Genomic DNA, 20,984 nt, shown 5'->3' with positions numbered 1-20,984 from the left:
CCCATCCCCGCGCGGCCCTCCCGGCGGCCTCGGCCGCCGGGGGGGCTGCCCCTGCCCCCTGGAGTGCCCATGTTCCTGCCCCTGCTTCCCCCCGTCCACCAGGCGCCTCCGCCGGCCCAGGCCCGACCCGCCACCAACACCGTTTGCCCGGTCCTCGGGGAGCCCGTGGACGCCGACAGCCCCACCGTGACGGTCCGGGGCCGGCGCTACCGGGTGTGCTGCGAGCCCTGCAAGGCCGATCTCGCGGCCCACCCCGACACCTACCTGGCCTCGGACGGGGTGCCCCGCAACCACCCGCCGGCGCGGACCGCGGCGGCCGCCCCGGCGCCTCCAGCGGCGATCGCCCCCCTGCCCCGGAGCCAGGCCCCCGCCTACCTCCCGCCCCAGGTCGCGGGCCTGCTGTCCGCGCCAGCCAAGGGCCAGGATGGCCATCCCCTCCCCCAGGTGTGGCGGGCGGCCGGCTATGACCGGAGCCGGGGCCTGGCCTCGGCCAGCCTCTTCTACCTGCCCCAGCCGCTGGTGCCCGAAGTCCTCACCGCCTGGAAGGAACGGACGGACGCCACCCTGCGCCCCGCCTCCCCCTACCGGATGGAGGCCGCCGTGACCTGGATGGAGCCCTGCGCCAAGGTGAAGGCCTCGGGCGTCTCCCTCTACCGCATGGGCACCCTCTGCGTGGAGGGCGTCGTGCGGGACGGCGCCGGGCACCCGGTGGCCGCGTTCCGGGCCGAGACCCTGTTCGCCCCGGAGCAGAAGCGCCTGACCCCCGGTCCCAGGGCCGTGGAGGCGATCCTCAAGCAGATCGTGGCCGAGCTCTGAGGGCGGGCGGGACCGGGGCGCGGGGCCCGCCCCGCCGGCCCCGCCCCGGCACGGCCGGTCACCCGTCCTCCTCATCCCCGCCCTCATCCGAGTCCTCGGAATCCCGGCGGGCCTCCCCGAAGCCTTCCATGACGTCGGCCATGGTGCCGTACTCCCGGTCGGGCATCGCCTCCAGCACGTCCATCACGGCGGCTTCGGCGCCCGCGCCGCGGGCGTGGGCGACGAGATCCTGCTTCATGCAGGGGAAGTCGATCCCCTTGAGGTGGGTGGCGAGATTGGAGGGGGACTTGCCCCCGACGCCGCGCGTCATGGCTGCCTCCATCGGCTGGTGGGTTTGAAAGGGCCGCCGGGCGGCGTTCCGCGCCGGGCGGTGCCTATTCGGTGCCCGAGCCCCCTCCGGGGTTTGGGGGTCTTTTCCGGCACGCGGAGGGTGCCGGCGGCACCTCAGGCTGGAGGGTTCCGCCATGGCCCACCGAGCTGACGTCCTGCTGGGCAACAGTCCCTTCGCCTGGGGCCTCGCCGCCTTCGCCGCCGGCGTGGTGCTGGCCACGCCCTACCTCGTCCGGTTCCTGGCGCGCCGCTTCCACGCCTTCTGGGCCCGGCGCACGTCCGCCGCCTTCGCGGAGGGCCTCGCCGCCGCCCTGGAGGGCCTGCGCCTCCCGCTCCTGGCCGGGGCCGCCGCCGGCGCGGGCAGCCTCTTCCTGGACCTGCCGCACCGCGCGGCCCACCTCCTCGCCCACGGGGCCATCCTCGCCCTCCTCGCCCAGGGGGGGATCCTCGGAAACCGGGCCGTGGGACATTGGCTGGGGCGCCACCTCGCCCAGCGCCCCGCGCACCCGGACACCCTCGCCATGACCGCCCCGGTGCTGGGCTTCATCCTCCGCATGGTGCTGTGGACCTTCCTCCTCCTGGTGGCCCTGGACAGCTTCTCCGTCAACCTCAACGCCCTCCTGGCGAGCCTGGGGGTCGGCGGCATCGCCGTGGCCCTGGCCGTGCAGAACATCCTGGGGGACATCTTCGCCTCGCTCTCCATCTCCCTGGACAAACCCTTCGTCCTCGGGGAGTTCATCATCACCGGCGACGTCCTGGGGACCGTGACGGCCATCGGCCTCAAGTCCACCCAGATCCGGAGCCTCTCGGGGGAGCTGGTGGTCGTCTCCAACAACGACCTCCTGAAGAGCCGCATCCGCAACTACTCCCGCATGTCGGAACGGCGCGTGGTCTTCACCTTCGGCGTGGGCCACGAGACGGCCCCCGCGGACGTGGCGTGGATCCCCGGCCAGGTCCGCGACGTCATCCTGGCCCAGGACCGGGTCCGCTTCGACCGGGCCCACTTCTTCCAGTTCGGGGAATCGGCCCTCGTCTTCGAGGTGGTCTATTTCGTGCTCGACCCGGACTACAACCTCTACATGGACATCCAGCAGGCCATCAACGTCGCGCTCCGCCAGGCCTTCCTGGACCGGGGCCTGGCCTTCGCCCAGCCGGTCCGGCGCCTCGTCCCGGGGAAGTAGCTCGACACCGGCCGCGCGGCGGGCATAATGGCCCCACGTCCGCTGGAGGGGTGCCCCATGTTCGTGCTGGTCCTCAACGCCGGCTCCTCGAGCCTCAAGTTCAACCTCTTCGACATGACGAAGGAGGCCTCCATCGCCGAAGGGCAGGCCGAGCGGATCGGCCTGGCGGAGGCGGGGCTGGACTGCACCCTGGCCGGGGAGCGGAAGAAGGAGACCCTGACCCTGCCCAGCCACCGGGAGGCCCTGGAGGCGATCCTGGAGCGGCTGCGGACCGCCGTCCTGCATGAGACGCCCATCCACGCCGTGGGCCACCGGGTGGTCCACGGGGGACCCAAGTACGGCGATTCGGTCCTGGTGACCGAGGAGGTGCTCCGGGACATCGAATCCTTCGCGATGTACGCCCCCCTCCACAACCCCGCCAACGCCCTGGGCATCCGCTGCGCCATGGAGGCCTTCCCCGACGTGCCCCACGTGGCGGTCTTCGACACGGCCTTCCACCACGACATCCCCGACTTCGCCCGCACCTACGGCATCCCCTACGAGCTGAGCCAGAAGTACGGCATCCGCCGCTACGGGTTCCACGGGACCTCCCACGCCTACGTGGCGGCCCGCACCGCCATCCTCCTCTGCCGGCCCCTGCGGAGCCTCAGGATCATCACCTGCCACATCGGCAACGGCACCAGCATCTGCGCGGTCCTCAACGGCAAGAGCATGGACACGAGCATGGGCATGACCCCCCTCCAGGGCGTCATCATGGGCACCCGCTGCGGCACCATCGATCCCAGCGTGGTGGAGATGCTCATGGAATACGAGCACCTGGACTACCACGCCATCACGACCCTCCTCAACAAGAAGTCCGGCCTGCTGGGCATCTCCGGGGTCTCCTCCGACTTCCGGGAGATCGAGCTCGCCGCGGACCGCGGCAATGAGCGCGCCCGCCTCGCCCGGGACCTGCTCACCTACAACGTGCGCCAGTTCATCGGCAGCTACGCCACCGTCCTGGACGGCGTGGACGCCATCACCTTCACGGCCGGCATCGGCACCCACAGCAGCTTCGTCCGGGCCAAGGTCTGCAGCAAGCTCACCTTCCTGGGGGTGAAGCTGGATCCCGAGGCCAACGAGCAGGGCAAGGGCGAGCGCATCATCTCCACCCCCGACAGCCGCGTGGTGGTCACCGTGGTGCCCACCAACGAGGAGCTGATGATCGCCCGCGAAACCGTGCGCTGAGCCGGGCCCGGAGGGAACCATGCGCGAAGAGATCTTCATCAGCCGCCAGGACATCGCCCGGCCCCGCGCGGAGGTGTTCGCCTTCTTTTCCGACCCCGCCAACCTGGAGCGCCTGACCCCGCCCTGGCTGCGCTTCCGCGTCCTCACCCCCGGTCCCCTCCCCCGGGGCGAAGGGGCCGTCTTCGACTACCGCCTCTCCGTCCGGGGCCTGCCCCTGCGGTGGCGGACCCTCATCGAGACCTGGGAGGAGGGCAGCCGCTTCGTGGACCGCCAGCTGGTGGGGCCCTACGCCCTCTGGCACCATACCCACCGCTTCCAGGATCTGCCCGGCGGCGGCACCCGCATCGAGGACCAGGTGCGCTACAAGATCGGCTGGGGCCTCCTCGGGCGGATCGTGACGGCCCTGTGGGTCCGCCGGGACATCGACCGCATCTTCGCCTACCGGCGCGAGGCCATCGCCCGGATCCTGGGCTGAGGGCGGCGCCGGCAAGCACCGGGCCCCTGGACGCGCAGGCGTCCAGGGGCCCGGGCTCCGCGCCGGCGGCTACTTCACCGTGACGAGGCCGTACTGCTCCAGCTCGGCCTTGGCCTTCGCCGGATCCCCCACCACGACCACGGTCTGGTCCTTGGAGGCCAGCCAGGTGCGGCTCACGCGCCGGATGTCGGCGGCGGTCACCGCGTTGACCTTGGGGATGAAGGCCGAGAGGGCCTCGGGCTGCTGGCCGTTGATCCAGTAGGTGGCCAGGGTCCCGGTGAGGGCCTGGAGCATCTCGTTCTGGGCCAGGAAGGTGCCGGCCATGTATCGCTTGGCGCTGACCAGCTCCTCCTCGTGCACGTCCGTGGAGGCCATGCGGTCCATCTCGTAGAAGATCTCGTTCAGGGTGGCCGCCGTGACGTCGTTGCGGACGTCGGCCTGCACCAGGTAGGCCCCGCCCTCCCGCAGGCTGCGCAGGCGCGCCGCGGGCGAGTAGGTGTAGCCCTTGTCCTCCCGGATGTTCCGGGTGATGCGGCTGTGGAAGGAACCGCCCAGGATGATGTTGGCCAGCTGGAAGGGCACGTAGTCGGCGTGGTTGAAGGGGATGGCGGGGCGCCCCACGCGCAGGGTGGACTGCACCGAGCCGGGGCGGGGCACCAGGACGATCTGGCGCGCCGCGGCGGTGGGGGCCGGGGGCACCGGCTTGAGGTCGGGGGCCGTGGCCTTCCAGTCCCCGAAGGCCGCCTCGACGGCCTTGAGGGCCGCCGCCGGCTGCAGGTCCCCGCTCAGCACGAGGAGGGCCCGGCCGGGCTGGAACCGCTCGCCGTGGAGGGCGCGCAGCTGCTCCGGGGTCACCTGCTTCACCAGCTCGGGGGTGATGGCGGTGAACCGGTAGGGGTGCTCCCCGAACAGGGCGGCGAAGAAGGCGCGGTTGGCCTTGAAGCCCGGCTGGGCCTCCTGGGCCTGGAGGCCCTGGAGGGCGTTGGCCTTGGACAGCTCCACCTCCTTCGCGGGGAAGGCCGGGTGGCGGGCCACGTCGGCCAGCAGGTTCACGAGGGTGCCCAGCCCGCTGCTCAGGGCGGTGCCGTGGATCAGCACGGCGTCCGGGCCGGCCCCGGCGGCCAGTTCGCCGCCGATGGCCTGGATCTCCTCGGCGATCTGGCGGGAGCTGCGCCGGGCGGTGCCTTCCGCGAGGAGGCCGGCCATGAAGCTGGACAGGCCCTGGCGGTCCGCGGGATCGGAGGCGTCGCCGCCCCGGACCGCCAGGTAGCTGGCGACCCGCGGCAGGCCCGGGCGCTTCACGATCCAGACCTCCATGCCGTTGGCCAGGGTCTTGCGGGTGAGGTCGATGGGAGGGATGGCCCGGTCGGCGCCGTAGGGCGGCAGCTCCTTGGGCAGGGGTTTCTCGTCCTGGCCGGCGAAGGCGGCGCAGCCCGAGGCGAGGAGGAGGGCGATCAGCGTGGTTCGGGTGCTCATGGGCGTCTCCTCAGGGCTTCGGCGCGGCGGTGTGGTAGTCGATGACGACCCGGTTGGCCCGGGTGAAGTAGGTGGCGGCCACCCGCTTGAGATCGGCGGGGGTCACCCCCTCGATCAGGGCCGGGATGGTGTTCAGCGCCTCGGCGCTGCCCCACAGGGCCTGGCTCTTGGCCAGCGCGTCGGCGCGGCCCAGCGGCGTCTCCAGGCCCGCGTAGAAGTCGGACACCATCTTGGTCCGGGTGCGCTCCAGTTCGGCCTTCCCCACCCCTTCGGCGGCCACGGCCGCCACCTGGGCGTCCACCTCGGCGAGGATCTTGTCCACGTCCACCTGGGGCTTGTACAGGGAGAAGAGGGTCATGAGGGTCTGGCCGTCGAAGTCCCACGGGCCGCCCAGGGGGTTCAGGCCGCCCTGGACGTTGAGGAGGTACTCCTTGCCCTTCACCAGGGACAGGTAGAGGCGGGAGGCGTCGCCCCCGGCCAGGATCTCGGCCAGGACGGCGGCCGGGGCGTGGTCCCTGCTGCCCCGCTCAGGCATCTTCCAGGCCACGGCCAGGGCCGGAACCCGGGCCAGGGGGTCGGTCTTCACCTGCCGGACCTCCTTCGTGTTCAGGGGCTCCTTCAGGTCGGGCACCGCGGGCTTCGGCTGGCTGGGGATGGCGCCGAAGTGCTTCTCGACCAGGGCGAAGACCTCCTCGGCCTTCACGTCGCCGGCGACGGCGATCACGGCGTTGGCGGGGCTGTAGAAGGTGGCGTGGAAGGCCTTCACATCCTGGACCGCGGCGTGGTCCAGGTCCTCGAAGGAGCCGTAGCCGTCATGGGCGTTCTCCCACCGGGCGTAGGCCGCGGCCGGGAGGTCCAGCCAGAAGCTGCCGTAGGGGCGGTTCTTCACGTTGACGCGGATCTCCTCCTTCACCACGTCCCGCTGGTTCTGGAGGTTCTTCTCGGAGAAGTCCAGGTCCTTCATGCGGTCAGCCTCGAGCCAGAGGATGGGCTCCAGGGCCGACGCCGGGGCGCTCTCGATGTAGTTGGTGAAGTCGTAGCGGGTGCTGCCGTTGTTGCGGCCGCCGCCCCCCTGGATGACCCGGTCGAAGGTGCCCTTGGGCGCCACGGGCGTCCCCTCGAACATCATGTGCTCGAAGAGGTGGGCGAACCCGGTCCGGCCCTTGGGCTCCAGGCGCATCCCCACCCGGTAGACGACGCTCACCCCGAGGGTGGGGAGGGCGTGGTCCTCGGAGACGACGACGGTCAGGCCATTGGGGAGCTGCTTCACCGTGACGGGGATGCGCCAGGCGGGACGCGCGGGGCCGCCCGCGGCCAGGGTAAGGCCAGCGAGCAGGAGGACCAGGGAAGGTGATCTCATGCGGGACTCCTGTAAAGAATCGAGGATCTCATGGGAGGGTATCGCTTGGATGATAGCAACCCCCCGCCGGGAGGCCAACCAGCCAACCTACCGCCGCGGCTTCGGATAGTGCCGTTCCAGGCACTCCGGACAGACCCCGTGGGAGAAGGAGGCGGCGGTGCGGCTGGCGATGTAGCTCTCTACCTGCTCCCAGAACCCGCCGTCGTTTCGGATCTTCTTGCAATGGGCGCAGATGGGGATGAGCCCCTGGAGCACGGCCACCTCCTGGCGGGCGCTCCGGGCCCGCACCAGGGCCCGGTGGAGGCGCTTCACGAGGGCGGTGAGGAGCAGGTGGGCGATGAGCCCCGCCGCCGCCGCCGCGAAGAAGACGGCGTAGGCGATGCCCGCCGAGGACCGGGGCATGGGCGCGCCGCGCAGGCCGAAGGCGAGGGCCGCCACCGTGACGGCCAGGTTCACCGCGTACAGGGTCCGGCTGCGCTGGAAGACCCCGGCCATGAGGAGGAGGATCGCGAACACGAAGAGCCGGATCGGGTCCGCGTACCACAGGGACATGGTGCCGAACACCAGGGAGAGGCTGGCGTTGCCCGCGCAGATCACCGCGTCCGCCATGCGGCGGTCCGGCCTCCCGAAGGCCAGGAGGGAGGCCCCCGACAGACAAACCAGGAAGGCCAGGAAGGGCCCGACGAGGAGGACCGGGGGGGTCGTTCCGGCCTGGAATCCCGGCAGGCGCCCGAGGACGATGGCCAGTTCCAGCAGGGCCATGGCCAGGGTGAGGTCCCGCGCCACCCGCCGGAAGAGGGCGTCGATGAGCCGCTGGGGCAGGTCCACCCGCGGGGGCGGGGCCCCCGGCCTCATGGCTTGCCCCCCGCGCGCCCAATCGGCCGTCGCCGGACCTCCGGCAGGCCGGCCCGCGCGCAGAGCCCCGCGTAATCGGCAACGTGGAGGAGGGTGCGGGTGAACTGGAGGAGCACCCCCTCCTCCCGGAGCCGGGCCACGGCCTTGGCCACGGTGACCCGGTGCACCCCCAGGAGGCGGGCCAGGTCGTTCTGGGCCAGGTCGGCCTGGATGCGCACGTCGCCGCCGGGCCCCGGCACGGCGCCCTTCCAGTGGATGAAGTAGACGAGGATGCGGCAGACCCGCTGGAAGTAGTCGAGGGTCAGGCTGTCCTGGAGCCAGACGGAGTACATGCGCACGATCCGGCCCAGGAGGCCCACCATCTCGAGGATCAGGGCCGGATGTTCCCGGGCGATGACCTCCTCCACGATCTCCCGCCGGAAGAAGTAGAGGGTGCAGGGCGTCCGCGCCCAAACGGTCGCCTCGCCGGTGATGCCGGTGGTGAAGGCGCAGGCCTCCCCGAAGAGGCACCCCCGCCCCACCGCGTAGATGACCTTCTCGGGCCCCTCCAGGGTGTAGAGCACGGTGTCCAGCTGGCCTTCCTTGATGTACCAGACCCCGTCGGCGGGCACTTCCATGTCCAGGACGAGGGCGCCCCGCGGATAGTCCACCCGCCGTCCCAGGTGCAGGACGGATTCCCAGGACGCGCAGTGTCCCTCGAAGACGGGAAAGTGGAAGGTCATGGCCGGCTCGGTGCTTCCTATCCTCCCGGGCGGCACCGGGATGTCAAGGCCGGCGGCGGATCACTCGGCCGCCGCACCGGCGACGGCGAGGGGTTCCAGGGCCCGGCCCGCGTTGAAGGCCGCGTAGTTGGCGGCCCAGACGGCGGCCTTGGGGTTCACCTTCTGGAGGGCCTTCCACCACAGCTCGGCGGGGAACCGGTCGAAGGGCGCCAGGGTGCTCAGGATGCCCATGAGGACGACGTTGCTGATCCGGCCGGTGGGGTCCCCCAGGTCCAGGGCCCGGCCGAGGGGGTCCACCTCGATGAGCCGGTAGGCCGCGAGGCGGGCGCGGAGGGCCTCCTGGGAGGGATAGTCCGCGGGGTCCATCCCCTCGGGCACGATGCGCGTCGCGGCCAGCACCAGCGTGCCGCCCGGGCGCAGCAGCTCCAGGAAGCCGGGCCGGAGCACCTCGCTCTGCTCCATGACGATGAGGCAGTCCGCCGTGCCTGGCAGGAGGACGGGGCTGTGCACCTCGCCGCAGCTGAAGGTGCTGATGACCGGGCCGCCCATCTGGGCCATGCCGTGGGTGTCGCCCTTCACGATGTTGCGTTCGCCGTACCCGGCGAGGCTTGCCAGCTGGGCAAGCACCCGGCCAAAGAACAGGTTGCCCTGGCCGCCCACGCCGCGGATGGCCACCGAAAGGCGCGCCGGCAGCTCGCCGAGGGCGGGCACGGAGACCTCGGCCGGCGCGGCCGGGAAGCTGCCGCCCGCGGGCAGGCCCAGGGCCGCCACGTCCACGGGCTTGAGCACGTGGGTGGGGCACATCTGGACGCAGGCCGGGGTGTGGCCGCCGCAGCCGGAGCAGAGGTTGGTGGCCGCGGGGACCCCGCCCTCCCCCAGCGCGAGGCCGGGGCAGACCAGGCACAGGTTGCAGCGCTTGCAGTCCGCCGGGTCCACCTGGACCCGCTGGCGGCTGGGCTTGGACTTCTTGAGGCAGGCCCCGTCCCGGATCACCAGGGTGGTGAAGGCCCCCGCCTCGGCCGCCGCCAGGGCCTTGCGCAGGCCCTCCCGGAGGGCCTTCCGGTCGTAGGCGCCGAGCACCTCCACCCTTGACCCGTGGGCCGCCAGGGAGGCGGGCAAGTCGAAGCCGGGGGCTTCGCCGGCCAGGTTGGCGGGGGACGTGGGGGACGGCTGGCCCCCGGTCATGGCCGTCCATTCGTTGTCCAGGACCACCTTCACCCCCGGCACCTTCCGGTAGACCGTGTTGCGGGTGGCGTCCATGCCCGAATGGCACTCGGTGCTGTCCCCGATCACGCTGATGCACCGCCCGGCCTGCTCCGGGCGGGAGAGGACGTAGCCGATGCGCTTGCTCTCGCTGGCCCCCATGGCCAGGCCCGTGTCCATGGCGTCCATGAAGTACAGGAGGGCGTTGCAGCCGATGTCGCCGAAGACCGCGTCCAGCTTGCCCCGCTTCCGGAGGGCGAGCACCTCCTGGACGAAGGGGCGGTAGGGGCAGCCGGCACAGAGGAGGGGCGGACGGCTGACGGGGGGAAGGCCGGCGTCGACCCGGGGCACCTCAAGGCCAAGGCAGGCGGCGATGCTGGCGGGGTTCCATTCGGTGACGGGGCTGTAGGGCGCCTTCCCCCGCACGGTCAGGCCCGCGCGCTCGCAGGCCTCCTGCAGGAACCGGTAGCCGTCCTCGATGACCACGACCTCCCGCACGGAGGCGCAGAAGCGGCGGATGAGGTCCATGGGCAGCGGATGGCTGAAGCCCAGGGAGAGCACGTCCAGGTCCGCCCCCGTGGCGGCCATCACCTCGCGGACGTACAGGTCGCAGACCCCGTACGTGAGGACGCCGAGGCGCCCCGCCCCGCGGTCCCAGCGGTTGAGGGGGCTCTCCTCGACCATGCGGACCAGGGCCGGCATGCGCTCGGCCAGGACCCGCTGGTACGACTTGACGCACATGTTCGGCAGGACGTTGAAATCCCGGAGACTGGCGGGCATGGCCACGGGCTCGACCTGGCGGCTCGCCGTGAGCCGGACGGAGCCCTCGCTGTGGCAGAGGGCGCCGCTGGGCATGACCACCACCTGGGTCCGGTAGGTCCGGGCCAGGTCGGCGGCCAGGGCCGGGGCCTCCAGCATCTCCTGGTGGTTCCGGGGCTCGAGCACCGGCAGGAAGCAGCTCTCGAAGAGGGGCCGGGGATCGACCACGTGCTGGGTGGAACTGGGCGTGAAATCGCTGGCGATGTAGTAGACCAGGGCCCCCCGCGCCTGGGTGAAGCTGGCGCCGCTGGTGAAGACGTCCCCCGCCTGGAAGAGGCCGGGGATCTTCATGGTCACCACGCAGTCCCGCCCGGCCAGGGTGTGCCCGAAGCCCACCGCCGCGGCCGTGGCCTCGTTCACGGACCAGCCCACGGCCATGCGGTCCTGCACGTGGGCCAGGCCGTCGTCGATGACCTCGGAACTGGGCGTCCCCGGGTAGCCGTCCGCGGCATGGTAGCCCGCGCGGACGCACCCGACCGCGAAGGCGATGTTGCCCTGCAGGACCTCCCGGCGGCCCTCCGGGGCGTCGCACAGCTCAGCGATGACATGGGACATGGAACCACTCCTGGATCTGCCCATTCTTCGGCGTTTCGCCCCCCCCGGACGTAGCAGGGGCTACAGACGGCCCGCCTCGGACCAGGATGTGATGCCGCTCACAGGGGAAGAGGATCTTTTACCTCCTGACGTTCCTCTTGGATGGTTTGTTGCGTCCTGCCAAGGAGGTGCCTTTGGGACGCCCCACGTGCTGGGCCTTCCACAGCAGCATGGGCATGCTCAGGATTCGACCCTGTGTCCCAGCATCCGTCGTCAGGTACTCAGGATGGATTTCACCACGATCCCAAAGGGCATCCAGGAATGCGGTTTCTGACGAGCGCAAAGGCAGAAGTTTTGACAATCCGTGGCGGCAGGTTTCCTGCATCGCCTCCAAGTCCAACTCGGGTCCTCGAACTCGTAGCAGAGGTTCCACCGAATTCCGGAAATCCTGTTTGTCGATGGTGGTGCCGCCGGAATGGACTTTTCTCAGGTCCGTGGTGCGACTCATGGCGCCCATCACCACAAAGGCGAGCCGCAGCTTTTCCAAATCGAGGTCGGGGTGTTCAAAGAGGCCGCAGGCATCGAAGATATCGCGGGATGCCGAACGGTCCAGGAGCGCAGCCAGTTTTCCGCCAGCGAGTTCATGCAGATCCAACGTTGGGACGCTCTTCGCGATGAAGGAGCCCAGCGGTCGTGAGTCAAGACGTTGAATGGGCTCAAGAGGGACACGGTGGATCCAGTTCAGATCCACCTCGAGGTTGCCTCCCTGGCCCTGGGCTCCGACGTATCGGAGCATCCATTTCCTCCCGCGTGTTCCGTCGGTGTTCGCCGGACGGTGAATTCATCGGCTTCGAATACCGCACGGAGTCTGGTTTCCAGCCATGGCCTTTCCTCCTCCATGACCTTGAGATCGCCTGAGCCGATGTAGTTCAGGTCGATGTCCACCGACAGCCGGGGGAGGTCAAAGAGAAATAGATTGAGGGCCGTCCCCCCCTTCAGCACCAGCCTGGAGGCAAGGTCAGGAAGACGGAAAATCGCGTTGAGAAGCCCAATGAGGCGAAGCACTTTTTCCAGAGACTCGGGTCGAAAGCCGGTGGCATTGGCCTCCTGCAGAAGCCGGTCAAAGGAGAGCTTCACTGCGGTTCCTCCCAACGCCTCGATGCTACCCGGTCCGGGACGATCAGGTTCCAGCGCTGGGCCAAGTGGCCGCCTTCACGGGGATCCATGTAGTGAACACCGGTCGGGCGCAGCCTTTCAAGCGAAGCCAGTACTGTTTCATCCACGGATAAAAGGTCCCGGTGCTGCTCCAGAAAATAACCGACCCGGCTCGCCGTGGTCGCATTGGCGAGTCGCTTCACATAAGCAACGACTTCACCAAAGGACAGGATGCTCAGGCCTTCCAGGGATCTCCAGATTTCCTCCCATCCTCCTCCCAGGTCTGGCCGGTCAAGCACATCCACGAACGTCCGTTCCGGAGTGGTAACCAGGATGTCCTGGCCACTTCGATCCATCGTCTGGACGCCGAGGGTCAAGGCCTCGTCGCCCAACGCTTGGGCTGCCTTGATCGGACGAAAATCAATGCCGCGGAAGTGCCATGTCCGCAAGATCCGCTTGGTAACCACCTGGATGGTCTCAAAAGTGGAATACGCCAACCCATGAAGTTCAAGGGCTGAATGGTAGGCCAGGACCCCATCCGGGACACCCTTTGAGGCCACCAGGTAGGTGTCAACGGGGCTGCTTGCCGGTGAGAACCCGGGCCGGACGAATGCATACAGGCCGCGCCGGACCGCGAGCAAGTGCCCCCGGACTTGGTGATAACGCAGCAGTTCTCGCGCGGTATTGGCTGATAGCCCTCGGCCTTTCTGTGCTTCCAGATGGCGGACCAATTCCTCCCGGCGAAAAACCGGGTGCTGAAAGAAAAAGTCCTGGATAGCCGCCACTTGACTCCAGCAATCAATAAGCGTGATTGATTTAGGCCTTTTGATTAATGGAGCCAAGTCTTGTAGAGAGGCCGATGAGCGCCACCCACCCCTTCACCAAGGAAGCAGCTATAAACGATTATTCAATTCCCAATCCCCACGCTTCACGGGTCTGGAGTCGCCCTCTCATCCCATCGCGGACCCGCGCACCCCCTCGCCCCATCCCGGGGTACCCCAACTGAGGAAATCTGCTGAGGAGGCGCGAAAAAAGAAGAAGCCGGAGGGTTTCTCCGGCTTCTAACTTCAATCATTTCTTTGGTAGCCCCACGGGGAATCGAACCCCGGTTTACGCCGTGAGAGGGCGCTGTCCTAACCGCTAGACGATGGAGCCACGGTCGTGACGAATCTTGATCTTACCTGATCCCGGGGAAAAGGCAAGCGGTTTTCAGCCGCGCCTCAGGGTGAGGATCGTGATCTCGGGCGGGGCCCCGAGCCGCACGGGAATGCCGACGACACCCAGGCCGCGGTTCACGTAGAGGGCGTCCCCGCCCTTGCGGTAGAGGCCGGCGGTGTAGGGACCCACGAGCAGGGCGCTGCTCACGCCGGGGATCAGGTTCACCTGGCCCCCGTGGGTGTGGCCGGACAGGGTCAGGCGGGCGCCGGTCTTCCGGGCCAGGTTCCAATCGCTGGGCCGGTGGGACAGGCACAGGCGCCAGGTCCCCGGGGGCAGGCCCCGCACTGCGAGTTCCGGCAGGGGGCCGGGGCCGAAGCGGATGTCCCGGAAGTGGCCATGGCGGGCCATGGGGTCCTGGAGGCCCACCAGGGCGAGGTCATCCCCGTTCCGCCGCACGAGCTCCCAGCGGTTCTCCAGGAGCCGGAAGCCGCCGGCCTCCAGGGTGGCCCAGATGGGCCGGGGATCGGTGAAGTAGTCGTGGTTGCCCAGGATGGCGAAGCGGCCCAGGGGCGCCGGGAAGTCCCGGAACGCGTCGGCCACGGTCTGCGCCTCCTCGGGCAGGCTGTCCACGATGTCCCCGGTGACCAGCAGGAGCTCCGGCCGCTCCGCCTGGACGAGGGCGCGCCACCGGGCCACGACCGCCGGCTTGACCAGGGGACCCGTGTGCAGGTCGCTGATCTGGGCGATGCGGATGCCATCCAGGCCGGGGGGCAGGTCCGGGAAGCGCAGATCCAGGTGGACCACCTCCGGATCCGAAAAGGCCTCCCGCCGCCCATACAGGACGCCAGCGGCCGCGAAGGCGGTCCCCAGGGCCGTCGTCTGGCGCAGGAAGCGCCGGCGGGCCGGGTCCTCCGGCCCGCCGGGGTCCCGGCGGCCATGGCGGGTCCGCCAGAGCAGGGCGGACAGGCCCCACAGCAGCAGGTTCATCACGGTCAGGAGCTGGAAGTAGACCCCCCCCCGCGCCAGGAAGCGGAGCCAGGGGAGGAAGCCGGCCAGCCCTGTCAGCCGAGCGGCCACATAGAGGGCCAGGGGCAGGTGGATCAGCAGCAGGGCGGACGTGACCCACCGGTCGGCCCCCTCCGGCAGGAGCCGGTGGAGGAGCCGCCGGTGGAACACCTGCAGGAGGAGGACGAAGAGGATGAAGATGATGAAGAGCAAGACGGGGGCCTCACATGCCGGGGAACAGGATACCGCGCCCCCGCCCCGGCCTCACTTGGTACCGGCCTGGATGCGGGCGTGGAGGGCCTCCATGCGGCCCACCATGTCGTCGAAGGCCTTGAGGGCGGCCTCGACGGGGGCCGGCGTCGCCAGATCCACCCCGGCGGACTTCAAGGTCTCCAGCGGGAAGCGGCTCCCGCCCGACTTCAGGAAGGCCAGGTAGCGGTCCCGGGCCGCGGGATCCTTGAGGGCGGCCTCCGAGAGGGCCATGGAGCTCACGATGCCGGTGGCGTACTGGTAGACGTAGAAGTTGTAGTAGAAGTGCGGGATCGAGGACCACTCCGTCTTGATGTAGTCGTCGACGCGCATCACGCCCGCGTCGTGACCGTAGTAGAGGCGGGTCAGCTCGAGGTACTTCGCGTCGAGCCAGTCGGCGGTCAGGGACTGCCCCTTCTCCACGTGCTCGTGCATGGCCAGCTCGAAATCGGCGAAGAGGGTCTGGCGGAAGAGGGTCCCGCGCAGGGTCTCCAGGTAGCTGTCCAGGAGGTAGAGCTTGAGGGTGTCGTCCTTGATGGTGTCCATCATGTGGTGCATCAGCAGGTTCTCGTTGAACGTGCTGGCGATCTCCGCGAGGAAGATCGGGTATTCGCCCATGGGCCAGGGCTGGGCGGCGTCGGAGAGCCAGGAGTGCATGGCGTGGCCGAGCTCGTGGGCCAGCGTGGACACTTCGTGGAAGGAACCGTCGTAGTTCATCTTCACGAAGGGATGCACGCCGTGGACGCCGGAGGAGTAGGCCCCGGACTGCTTGCCCTTGTTGGGATAGATGTCGACCCAGCCCTTGGTGAAGGCCTGGCCGATGCCACCGGCGTACTCGGGGCCCAGCGGCGCGGTGGCCTTGAGGACGAGGTCCCGGGCCTCCTCGTAGGTGAACTTGCGGTCCACGGACTTCACCGCGGAGGCGTACACGTCGCCGTACCGCATCTCGGGCAGCCCCAGCATGCGGGCGCGGAGCTTCATGAGGCGCTGGAGGGGGCCCAGGTGGGCCTTCACGGTGGAGACGAGGTTCCGGTAGACGGCGGGGTCGATGGCCTCGGGGTAGAGGGCCGCGTCCAGGCAGGACCCGTACTTCCGGATGCGGGCGTTGAACACGTGCGACTTGACGCTGGCGTCCAGGAGGCTGGCGAAGGTGTTGCGGTACTGGGCCTGTTCCTTGAAGTGCTCCTCCATGACCAGGCGGCGGTCCGCGGGCACCGCCGAGGCGCGATGCTTGTTGTAGGCGGCCGTGTTCAGGACGATCTCCTCCCCGGTGGAGAGCTTCACCTTGCGGTGGGGCATGTCCACGTTGTTGAGCATGCCGGCGGCGTCGGCGGGGGCGTCCATGAAGAGCCCGGCGGTGGCCGCCACCCGCTCCTCGCCCTCGGCCATGATGTGGTCCTTCATGCGGAGGGTGCGCAGGAAGCCCACCTTGCGAGCGGCCAGACGAGGCTCGGCGGCCACGTAGGCCTCCAGCTTCTCCCGCCCGAGGGCCAGGATATCGGGCCCCATGAAGGCCAGGCGGGCCCCCGTCTCCACGAGCACGGCCTGGATCTCGCCCTTCATCTTCTGGTACCGGGGGTCCCCCAGGTCCATGTCGCCCTGGAGGCTGGCGTACTGCATGAGCCGCGTGCCCCGCACCTCGATCTCGTCGAGGCGGGCCACGAAGTCCCCCATGGCCTTGGGCGAGGCGGTCCATCCCTTGGCCAGGGTGTCCAGGGTGGGCACGAGGGCCTTGACCGCCGCGAACTCCCGCCTCCAGGCCGCCTCGTCGGCGAAGAGGTCGGAGGCCTTCCACTTGAAGGCCTCCGGAACCTGGGCGCGCTCGGTGAGGGCGTAGTCGGGAATGGCGGGCGGATTCGCGGTCATCGGGGCTCCGGAAACGATCAGGGCTGTCAGGATCAGCGCGTTGGAACGGGGAAGCATGGACCCTCCTTGGATTGGATCCAGTCTACGGGACCCGGAGGGCCGGCGCGGCACGAAGCTCCTGGCTTGCGAGATTCCATTAATAAATTATATTCGTTTCGGCCCTTCCCGCCACGGAGCTCCCATGCCCCCCCGCCCCCGCCTCCTCGCCCTGGGGCTGATGGCCGCCGCCTCGGCCTTCGCCAACCCCACCTACCCCCTTTCCCGTATCACCAACGCCTCGGGCCAGGCGTGGGTCCTCAGCATCGACGACCTCCTGGTTCCCGTCGGCCTCGTCCGGATCTGGAACAGCAGCCAGGACGTCGCGTTCGCGACCCTCGTCTCCACCAAGGACAAGTTCACGCTGAAGCCCCGGTACAGCTATTACATCGAAGTCTGCCCCTCGCCCAAGGTGCTGAACAAGGGCGTGGCCCTCACCCTGGGCTTCCACGCCCAGCAGACCCGCATGTCCGACTTCACGGTCAATGTGAAGCAGGGCTTCTCCACGAGCAACGGGAGGCTGACGGCGACTGCGCCCCGCCTCGTGGTCGGGGCCACCAAGGGCGCGACCATCAACGTCGCAGGCTTCCAGAACGAAGGCCAGACGTTCATCGAGCTCCACTGAGGGGGGTCCGTCCGGTGAGGGCGCCTGGGTTGGATCCTGCCACCGGGGCGACAGACCAGCGGGACCGTGGCGAGCGCGCCAGGCCTTCCTGGCCCTGCCCGCCCGCAGGTGAGGGGCCCGTTCAGTAGGTCCAGCTGAGGGCGCAGCCGGCCTCCTTGGCCACCTTCTCGGAAAGATCGGGATCGAAGCGGACCCGCAGGTCGGACCCGGCCCGGACCCGGGCGACGGTGCCCTGGGGGCCCCGGTACTCCAGGTGCAGGGGCAGGCTGCCGGGATACATGCGCAGCAGGGGAACCAGGCGATCGGGGTAGTCGCCGGCCGGGACCCGCACGAGGGCGCCGTTGAAGCCCTTGCCCTGGTAGTCGTCCAGGGGTTCCAGGGCGGTGACGAAAAGCTTGATGGTGGTCTGCTCCTCCTCGTCCTCCTCGCCCCCGCCGTTGCCGCCGTTGGCCGTCTCCACCCGCAGTTCGCCGGTCACGCGGAGCAGGGCGTCGGGGAGGGCCAGGTCGCGGTAGAGCTCGAAGGGGCGCATCTTCTTCCGGGTGACGGGGTTGAAGAAGCTCGCCATGAGGAGGCCCTCGATCTTGTCCGTGAGGTCCTCCAGGTTGAGGATGGCCCAGGCCTCCCCCTTCTGGTTCGTCTTGAACTGGACGTTGGTGACCATGACGCCGAGGGTCACCTCCTCCCGGTCCCGGATCCGCCCGGCGGCCACGCCCTCGCGGACCGCGGTGATGGACCCTGCGGTGTGGACCTGCATGGCGTCCTTGAACTCCTCCAGGGGATGGCCCGACACGTAGAGGCCCAGGGACTCCCGCTCGTAGCGCAGCCGCTCCTTCCGGCTCCAGGGCTCCACGTCCTCGGGCACGGCCCAGTTGTCGGCGAGGCTCGCCATCTCGGCCTCGTCGAAGAGGCTGACCATGCCCAGGTCGATGCCGCCCTTCCCTGCGTTCTCCATGGCGGACGGCAGGCCCTCGACGAGGGCGGCGCGGTTGGGCTCCATGGAGTCGAAGGCCCCGGCCTTGATCAGGGCCTCCCACACGCGGCGGTTGGCCTTCTGGAGGTCGGTGGACTTCAGGGCGTGGAAGAAGTCCTTGAAGCCGCCCTCCTGCTCCCGGGCCGCGAGGATGGCCTCGAGGGCCGCCTCGCCGAGGCCCTTGATGGCGGCGAACCCGAAGCGGATCTCGCTGGGCCCGGTGATGGTGAAGTCCAGCTGGCTCGCGTTGATGTCGGGACCCAGGACGGCGATGCCGATCTCGCGGCAGTTCTGGATGTACTTCACGACGTCGTCGGTGCGCTGGGCCTTGGTGGACAGGAGGCCCGCCATGAACTCGGTGCGGAAGTGCGCCTTCAGGTAGGCCGTCTCGTAGGCCACGAGGGCGTAGGCGGCCGAGTGGCTCTTGTTGAAGCCGTAGCCGGCGAAGTACTCGATCAGGTCGAAGAGCTCGGAGACCTTGGCGCGGTCGTAGCCCCGGAGCACGCCCTGCTCGATGAACTTCGTCTTCTCCTTGGCCATCTTCTCCTTGTCCTTCTTGCCCATGGCCCGGCGGAGCATGTCGGCCTCGCCCAGGCTGTAGCCCGCCACGAGGCTGGCGATCTGCATCACCTGCTCCTGGTAGAGGATGACGCCGTAGGTGGGCGCGAGGATGGGCTCGAGGGTCGGGAACATGTACGTCACCGCCTCGCGGCCGTGCCGGCGGTTCACGTAGGTGTCGCCCATGCCGGCCCCGAGGGGGCCCGGGCGGAAGAGGGCGTTGAGGGCGATGAGGTCGTCGAACCGGTCGGGGCGCAGGGCCCGGAGGAGGTTCTTCATGCCGTTCGATTCGAACTGGAAGATGCCGTCCGTGTCGCCCTGGGAGAAGAGCTCGAAGGTCCGCTTGTCGTCGAAGGCGCGGATCTGGTTCATGTCCAGGGGGTGGCCCTGGGTCTGGGCGATGTAGCCCTGGGTCTTGGCGATCTGGGTGAGGGTCTCCAGGCCCAGGAAGTCCATCTTGAGCAGGCCCGCGCGCTCGGCCTCGGTCATGGAGTACTGCACCATCACCTTGCCGTCCTTGTCCTTGGAGAGGGGGGCGAAACGGGTGAGGTCGTCCGGGGCGATGATGACGCCGGCGGCGTGGACGCCGGTGTTCCGGGCCAGGCCCTCCAGCCTCGCGGAGATGTCGAGGATGTTGCGCACCTCGGCGTCCGAGTCGTACAGCTCCTTGAGCTTCTCGCTCTGCTCCAGGGCCTGGCCCACGGTGATGGGCTTGCCGGGCTCCTGGGGCACGAGCTTCGTCAGGTTGTTGGCGAAGGCGAAGTCCTTCTCGAAGACCCGCGCCACGTCCTTGATGACGGCCTTGGTCTTGAGCTGGTTGATGGTCACGATGTTGCTGACCCGGTCCTTGCCGTAGGCCTCGGTCACGTAGTCGATGACCCGCTGGCGCCCGTCCCGGCAGAAGTCGATGTCCACGTCGGGCATGGAGATGCGCTCGGGGTTCAGGAACCGCTCGAAGAGGAGGTCGTACTGCATGGGGTCGATGTCGGTGATCTTCATCGACCAGGCCACGATGCTCCCGGCCGCGCTGCCGCGCCCGGGGCCCACGGGGACGCCCATGTCCCGGGCCTTGGCGATGAAGTCCCAGACCAGGAGGAAGTAGCCGGGGAAGCCCATCTTGAGGATGGTGTCCAGCTCGAACTCCAGGCGGGCCCGGTACTTCTCCTCGGCGTGCTTGAGGGCCCCCTTCTGCCAGAGGGGCCTGCACTCGTCGATGCGCCGCTCGAAGCAGGTCCGGGCGACCTCCACGAAGTAGCTCTCGAGGGTGTGGCCCTGGGGCACGGGGAACTGGGGCGTGATGGGCTTCCGGGTGATGGGGAAGAGGGTGATCTTGGAGGCGATCTCGAGGGTCCGCTCGAGGAACTCCGGGTGGTCCGGGAAGACCGCGGCCATCTCCTCGGGGGACTTCACGTAGAACTGGTCGGTGGAGAACCGCATGCGGCGCTGGTCGCTCTTGAGCCGCTTGGTGCCGATGCACAGCAGGGTGTCGTGGAGGTCCGCGTCGTCGTGGTTGAGGTAGTGGGCGTCGTTGGTGGCGACCAGGGGGATCCCCGTCCGCCGGGAGAGCTCGAGCTGGCTGGGGATGATCAGCCGCTCCGCCTCGAAGCCCTGGTCCTGGATCTCCAGGTAGAAGTCGTCGCCGAAGATGTCCCGGAACTCGCGGGAGACGCGTTCCGCGGCGTCCAGGTTGCCCGAGAGGAGCCGCGCCTGGACCTCGCCCCCGAGGCAGGCCGAGAGGGCCACGAGGCCCTCGCTGTTCTCCCGCAGGAGCTCCTTGTCCACGCGGGGCTTGTAGTAGAACCCTTCCGTGAAGCCCTTCGAGACGAGCTTGGACAGGTTCGCGAAGCCCACGGGGTTCTTGGCCAGGAGCACGAGGTGGTACCCCGCGTCCTTCTGGCCGGAGGGATCGAGGCAGTCCTCCAGGCCCTCCGCGTTGAGGGCGGCGTTGTCCAGCTTGCGGTCGTGGCGCGAGCGCGGGGCCACGTAGACCTCGCACCCGAGGATGGGCTTGACGCCCCAGTTCCCGTCCTTGTCCGCCGTCTTCTCGCAGGCGTCGAACAGCTTCATCATGCCGAACATGTTCCCGTGGTCGGTCACCGCCACGGAGGACATGCCGGTGGCCTTGCACTTCTTGATGAGGTCCGGAATCCGGGTGAGGCCGTCCAGGAGGGAGTATTCGGTGTGGAGGTGGAGGTGCGCGAAGGACATCCGTCCATCATCGCAAGGCCCCGCCCCCCGGGGAACCGCAGCGGCGAACCCATTTCCAACTTCATCGGCGCCATGGGTTGCATACGTCCGCCCGCCCTTCCGGATCGCGCCGTTGCGCGCGGACGTGCCCATCCGAGGGTTGACGGAAGCTAT

Annotated in this window: 15 protein-coding genes, 1 tRNA gene and 1 pseudogene; 5 read left to right on the top strand and 12 right to left on the bottom strand. The window is 69.1% G+C overall.

The genetic code is table 11. The features are described 5' to 3' along the window. Positions 1-69: 69 nt before the first annotated feature. Positions 70-816, top strand: a complete 747-nt coding sequence (locus R2J75_RS04015) for a hypothetical protein (RefSeq protein WP_243345708.1) — start codon at positions 70-72, stop codon at positions 814-816. 58 nt (positions 817-874) lie between these two features. Here R2J75_RS04015 and R2J75_RS04010 read toward each other — a convergent pair whose 3' ends face one another. Continuing rightward, entirely contained in the window at positions 875-1,126 is a 252-nt protein-coding gene (locus tag R2J75_RS04010) for a DUF2795 domain-containing protein (RefSeq protein ID WP_243345707.1), read from the bottom strand. 154 nt (positions 1,127-1,280) lie between these two features. On the opposite strand from R2J75_RS04010, the gene R2J75_RS04005 reads away from it, so the two are divergent. Genes R2J75_RS04005 through R2J75_RS03995 form a run of 3 tightly spaced genes read left to right on the top strand, consistent with a single transcriptional unit; the run spans position 1,281 to position 4,029 of the window. Next, positions 1,281-2,327 (top strand): mechanosensitive ion channel family protein, encoded by a 1,047-nt coding sequence (locus tag R2J75_RS04005; protein ID WP_243329280.1) that lies wholly within the window; start codon positions 1,281-1,283, stop codon positions 2,325-2,327. A gap of 57 nt (positions 2,328-2,384) precedes the next feature. Further along, positions 2,385-3,554 carry an acetate/propionate family kinase gene (locus R2J75_RS04000; protein WP_243329279.1) on the top strand — a complete coding sequence of 390 codons (1,170 nt, stop codon included), beginning with the start codon at positions 2,385-2,387 and terminating at the stop codon, positions 3,552-3,554. A gap of 19 nt (positions 3,555-3,573) precedes the next feature. Beyond that, a complete protein-coding gene (locus R2J75_RS03995) occupies positions 3,574-4,029 on the top strand; it encodes an SRPBCC family protein (protein ID WP_243329278.1) in 456 nt (151 codons plus the stop codon). A 69-nt stretch (positions 4,030-4,098) separates the two neighbouring features. Here R2J75_RS03995 and R2J75_RS03990 read toward each other — a convergent pair whose 3' ends face one another. The 10 genes and pseudogenes from R2J75_RS03990 to pepF all read right to left on the bottom strand — a co-directional run bounded on the left by R2J75_RS03990 (position 4,099) and on the right by pepF (position 16,431). Then, entirely contained in the window at positions 4,099-5,505 is a 1,407-nt protein-coding gene (locus tag R2J75_RS03990) for a M16 family metallopeptidase (protein WP_316411117.1), read from the bottom strand. A 10-nt stretch (positions 5,506-5,515) separates the two neighbouring features. After that, on the bottom strand, positions 5,516-6,865 hold the full coding sequence (locus R2J75_RS03985; protein ID WP_316411116.1) for a M16 family metallopeptidase: 1,350 nt from the start codon (positions 6,863-6,865) through the stop codon (positions 5,516-5,518). 87 nt (positions 6,866-6,952) lie between these two features. After that, positions 6,953-7,720, bottom strand: coding sequence for a hypothetical protein (locus R2J75_RS03980; protein WP_316411115.1), 768 nt, complete (start codon positions 7,718-7,720; stop codon positions 6,953-6,955). Further along, the gene (locus R2J75_RS03975; protein WP_243329274.1) at positions 7,717-8,442 is read right to left on the bottom strand and encodes a Crp/Fnr family transcriptional regulator; all 726 of its coding nucleotides are present in this window, start codon (positions 8,440-8,442) and stop codon (positions 7,717-7,719) included. The genes R2J75_RS03980 and R2J75_RS03975 overlap by 4 nt, the downstream gene beginning before the upstream one ends. A gap of 60 nt (positions 8,443-8,502) precedes the next feature. After that, positions 8,503-11,019: a 2-oxoacid:acceptor oxidoreductase family protein gene (locus R2J75_RS03970; RefSeq protein WP_243329273.1), complete on the bottom strand. Its 2,517-nt coding sequence runs from the start codon at positions 11,017-11,019 to the stop codon at positions 8,503-8,505. Positions 11,020-11,137: 118 nt separating this feature from the next. Continuing rightward, positions 11,138-12,000: pseudogene (locus R2J75_RS03965) on the bottom strand (nucleotidyl transferase AbiEii/AbiGii toxin family protein). Positions 12,001-12,131: 131 nt separating this feature from the next. Then, positions 12,132-12,938, bottom strand: coding sequence for a type IV toxin-antitoxin system AbiEi family antitoxin domain-containing protein (locus tag R2J75_RS03960; RefSeq protein ID WP_243329272.1), 807 nt, complete (start codon positions 12,936-12,938; stop codon positions 12,132-12,134). Positions 12,939-13,233: 295 nt separating this feature from the next. Then, positions 13,234-13,308: transfer RNA gene (locus R2J75_RS03955), tRNA-Glu, on the bottom strand. Between the two features lie 54 nt (positions 13,309-13,362). After that, the gene (locus R2J75_RS03950) at positions 13,363-14,529 is read right to left on the bottom strand and encodes a metallophosphoesterase (protein WP_243329271.1); all 1,167 of its coding nucleotides are present in this window, start codon (positions 14,527-14,529) and stop codon (positions 13,363-13,365) included. A gap of 51 nt (positions 14,530-14,580) precedes the next feature. After that, entirely contained in the window at positions 14,581-16,431 is a 1,851-nt protein-coding gene (pepF, locus tag R2J75_RS03945) for an oligoendopeptidase F (protein ID WP_243329270.1), read from the bottom strand. 181 nt (positions 16,432-16,612) lie between these two features. Between pepF and R2J75_RS03940 the strand changes: the two genes are divergently transcribed. Further along, a complete protein-coding gene (locus R2J75_RS03940; RefSeq protein ID WP_316411114.1) occupies positions 16,613-17,092 on the top strand; it encodes a hypothetical protein in 480 nt (159 codons plus the stop codon). 121 nt (positions 17,093-17,213) lie between these two features. Here R2J75_RS03940 and dnaE read toward each other — a convergent pair whose 3' ends face one another. Further along, a complete protein-coding gene (dnaE, locus tag R2J75_RS03935) occupies positions 17,214-20,831 on the bottom strand; it encodes a DNA polymerase III subunit alpha (RefSeq protein WP_243345697.1) in 3,618 nt (1,205 codons plus the stop codon). Positions 20,832-20,984 lie beyond the last annotated feature (153 nt).

The sequence above is a fragment of the Mesoterricola sediminis genome (genome assembly GCF_030295425.1).
Taxonomy (GTDB): domain Bacteria; phylum Acidobacteriota; class Holophagae; order Holophagales; family Holophagaceae; genus Mesoterricola; species Mesoterricola sediminis.
Note: the sequence above shows the minus strand (reverse complement) of the source record. Positions and strands in the feature narration are given on the sequence as shown.